General features: G+C 29.0%; 3 protein-coding genes and 1 pseudogene. 1 reads left to right on the plus strand and 3 read right to left on the minus strand.

What is annotated here, in order from left to right; translation table 11 throughout:
• Window positions 1-746 precede the first annotated feature (746 nt).
• The 3 genes and pseudogenes from BU038_RS11975 to BU038_RS11985 all read right to left on the minus strand — a co-directional run bounded on the left by BU038_RS11975 (window position 747) and on the right by BU038_RS11985 (window position 2,363).
• Entirely contained in the window at window positions 747-1,103 is a 357-nt protein-coding gene (locus BU038_RS11975) for a hypothetical protein (protein ID WP_107593928.1), read from the minus strand.
• 102 nt (window positions 1,104-1,205) lie between these two features.
• Window positions 1,206-1,362, minus strand: a pseudogene (locus tag BU038_RS12795) (replication initiation protein); the annotation flags it as partial.
• Between the two features lie 26 nt (window positions 1,363-1,388).
• Window positions 1,389-2,363 carry a replication initiator protein A gene (locus BU038_RS11985; RefSeq protein ID WP_105980565.1) on the minus strand — a complete coding sequence of 325 codons (975 nt, stop codon included), beginning with the start codon at window positions 2,361-2,363 and terminating at the stop codon, window positions 1,389-1,391.
• A 392-nt stretch (window positions 2,364-2,755) separates the two neighbouring features.
• Here BU038_RS11985 and BU038_RS11990 point away from each other — a divergent pair, with 392 nt between their 5' ends.
• Window positions 2,756-3,547: a ParA family protein gene (locus tag BU038_RS11990; RefSeq protein ID WP_105980564.1), complete on the plus strand. Its 792-nt coding sequence runs from the start codon at window positions 2,756-2,758 to the stop codon at window positions 3,545-3,547.
• Window positions 3,548-3,680 lie beyond the last annotated feature (133 nt).

Genomic DNA, 3,680 nt, shown 5'->3' on the forward strand with positions numbered 1-3,680 from the left:
CTTCAGACCCGCAAATCACTAACGCTGAAATTCCAAATACAATAAAACCTATCCCAAATACATAACCTAAAATATCTAAAAGCATAACTTCTAACCTCCATAAACCTTATTTACACTAAGGTTAACAAAGAAAAGAAGGGGCAAAACTAACAATATTGTTATACTCAAGATTGCTTTATTGACGTTGAGCCGCGGAACCCTTAACAATCCCAAAACTTGTCGAATGGTCGGCTTAATAGCTCACGCTATGCCGACATTCGTCTTCAAGTTTAGTTAAGGGTTCTTCTCAACGATCAATAAATTTTCTCAGCATAAATGCGTCATTTAAAACTAGTTAGTCGTCTATACTTAATTTAAAAATTTCTTCTTTCTTCTCAGTTAATTCTTTAAATATAATCTTCGGCTTTTTTTCAGAAAGCAATATGTCAAAAGCCTCATTATAGATAGCTTTCGCTTCTTTAGATTTAGACGTAGAAACTCTACTATAAATATTTCCTATCTCTTCAAGTAAACTCGCACTTTTTTATAATAAACTAAACCGTCTTTATTCGCTTCAAGTTCAACAAAACCATTTCTAATCCCATATTTTAAAGCATAATAAAGTAAAATAGCCGAAAATATTATATATAAATATCAAATTAATACCTCCTTTTTTAACAAACTTTATCACAAGAACTATTTAAAATTTTAAACGCCTTTATTTTGGATTTTAAGGGGATATTTTGAAGGATTAGGGAGTTTTATGCCTAAAACATATATAAGCTCTTAAAATGCAAATATGAGCCAAATAAATATATGCTATTTTCAAAAGCAAAGATTTGAGCAAAACCAGTGACGATTTTTAGACACTGCCCAGTTACATGCAAACTAAAATTTTGCATAAGATCCTTCAAAAAGCGAGTCCGGTTTTTAGTTCCTGCAGGGGCAAATTTCTGTAAAAAATACCGAAATCTTGTTTTTGTCCAAAATGCTTTGTAAGAGCATAAGGGAAATTTGCTACCTTTGAAAAAGGTAGGTCTGGCAAAGCCAGACATTTCAAGACTTACAGCGTTTTTACTCAGGTATCCAAAAATCACTTTATACCCTAAAAGTGCCCACAACATATAGTATGGCACCTTTAAAGTACCCTAATGTTTTTAGCACTTTTCAATAAAAAAACGCCAGCTTTTTCGCTAATGTCTTAGAATAAATATCAAAATTTATATTCAAATTTCTTCGTCAATCTCATCAATCATTTGATGATTAATTTTACTTTTTTTCTTCTTCGGACAAATCAAAAATTTCACGCGCTAAATACTCTTTGGGGTTCCAGTGATATAAAATTTGATAAACATATTCTGTCGAATCTACTTCTTTAAAGTAAATGTTGTATTTAGCTGGATAGCTAATTATTCTCCCCAAAGTTCATTTAACTGTCGTCTAAATGCTTCTCGTTCCCTTTCAAACTCTGCTTTTTCTTCTGGAGTCATTTTTTTGCTTTGCTTTTGATCTGGATTCTTCAACCAATCTGGCGTTAATTCTTTACTTTTTATATTGTTAGGTTTTTTAACGTTATAATTTTTAGCTTCGTTTAATGTTTTGATACCCTTGTCAGACCAATTTTGTAACACTTTAAGGAAAAACACTTTAGGATTGTTGCCATGTTTAGAAGCATATTGTATAGCGTAACCAATAACTTCATCATCAAACTTCGGTAATAGTGAATTTAATTCATTTTGATAGGTTGTTGTTATTGGAATATTAAACTCTAGTTTAATTTTATGAATCCATTTTGATAAGTTACTACCACCACTACTTGATTCTGAAGAAGTAGTAGTATCATTAAATTCAGTATCATTAAATTCAGTATCATTAAATTCAGTATCATTAGAGTTTGTTTTTGAGACTTCTAGAAGTTTGTTTTGTAAACTTCTGGAAGTTTGTTTTTGGGACTTCCGGAAGTTTGTTTTGTAAACTTCCGCGTCATCATTGGCTTTAATGATGTTTTCACTTTCTTGTATCTTATAAATATCATTAATGTTCACATCGGGTTTCATTAAATATAATTTATTAGGTTTATTTAATCCTTGTCTTTTTTGCTCTAATAAATTTACGTTTTCTAATTCCTTTTTAATTTTAACAATTTTATTTTTTCCTAAATTAAGAATTGACATTAGATTTTCATTCGTATATATAAAATAAATTGCGTTTTCTTCATCTACCCAGTCATTCATTATTGATAATTCAAGTCGATCACGTAAGATAGCGTAAGCAATTTTTGCGTCATTTGATAATTTTTTATAAGTAGAATTAGTAAAAAAAACTTTGGGTAATTGATAAAATCGTTCTTTGTACTGTTCTTCTAAGTAAAATTTGTTAGACATAATAAAAACCTCTTTCCATTATTTTGGGGATAGAGGTAATAAAACGATTACATTTATTCACGTTTATTTAATAATCTAGGTGCTTGCACTTGTTTGATAGATTTAATATAATGAAAACACAACGTATATTAAATAAACGTCGACAACGTTTTATTACCTTAGCACAACTATTGGCGTAGTTGTGCTTTTCTTATTTTTATTTAATAATATCACTTGACAGCCTTAAATGTAAAACTGCCACTAATTAACTATGTGATTACTTATGTTGTATATACTATGTCATACTATAAAACGAGAATGCATACAAACACACTTAATACTTGCATACATTATTCTTGTATTACATATGCATTAGTACTATAATCAAATTATAACAACAAAGGAGAATTTAGATGACAAAAGTAATTACAGTAAACAACTTTAAAGGTGGAGTAGCAAAAACATCTACAACTATTGGTTTAGCTTATATTTTGTCTCAAAAGTTAAATTATAAAACATTAGTCATTGATTTAGATCCACAAGCTGACGCAACTGAAACGTTACTATTAACATTTGATGCTAAGATAAATAAAACATTATATGATTCTTTAAAACAACAATTGAATGTTGATACTTGTCTTATTGAATTGAATGAAAAAATTGATTTAGTTCCATCGGACTTTAATATGATAGGGTTTCCTAATTTATTAGAAGATTTAGGTTACAATCGTTTTAATGGTGCAAAAGTTATCAATGACTTTATTAATCCCATTAAAGAAAATTACGAATTTATATTAATTGATATTCCCCCTACAATCAGTGATTATTCTAGTAATGCAATTTATGCGTCAGATTATAGTTTAATAGTAATGCAAACGCACAGTCGAAGTTTACGAGCTGTAAGCTCATTTATTGAGTATCTAGCATTATTTAAAGACAACTATCAATTAGATTTTGAGATTGCTGGTATTTTGCCAGTTATGTTCAAAAACAAAGGGAAAATTGATAACATGGTAATTCAGGAATCCATTGAGAAGTATGGGGAACATGTTTTTAAAAACTATATTTTTCAAAGGGAAAGGGTTAAACTTTGGGATAAAACAGGAATTACTGATTTAGATTATCACGATCAGAATACATTGAAGATGTACCAAAATATTACATTAGAATTACTAGAAGAAATAAAGAATTATGAAAGAGAGTGATATATTTGAAAAAAAAAGAATCATTATTAAACTCAAGTGAAGTTAATAATACAAGATTAGACAATGAATTTATTAGTAGAGGACAGAAAATTGAGAATTTACCAGAAACTAGCTTACGTATTAAAGGTAACAC

The sequence above is a fragment of the Staphylococcus simulans genome, from assembly GCF_003043455.1.
Taxonomy (GTDB): domain Bacteria; phylum Bacillota; class Bacilli; order Staphylococcales; family Staphylococcaceae; genus Staphylococcus; species Staphylococcus simulans_A.

Excerpts from the sequence above, each read along its gene's own strand:
- BU038_RS11975 (WP_107593928.1), bottom strand. The coding sequence starts at position 1,103 with ATGTTGTGGGCACTTTTAGGGTATAAAGTGATTTTTGGATACCTGAGT.
- BU038_RS11985 (WP_105980565.1), bottom strand. The coding sequence starts at position 2,363 with ATGTCTAACAAATTTTACTTAGAAGAACAGTACAAAGAACGATTTTAT.
- BU038_RS11990 (WP_105980564.1), top strand. The coding sequence starts at position 2,756 with ATGACAAAAGTAATTACAGTAAACAACTTTAAAGGTGGAGTAGCAAAA.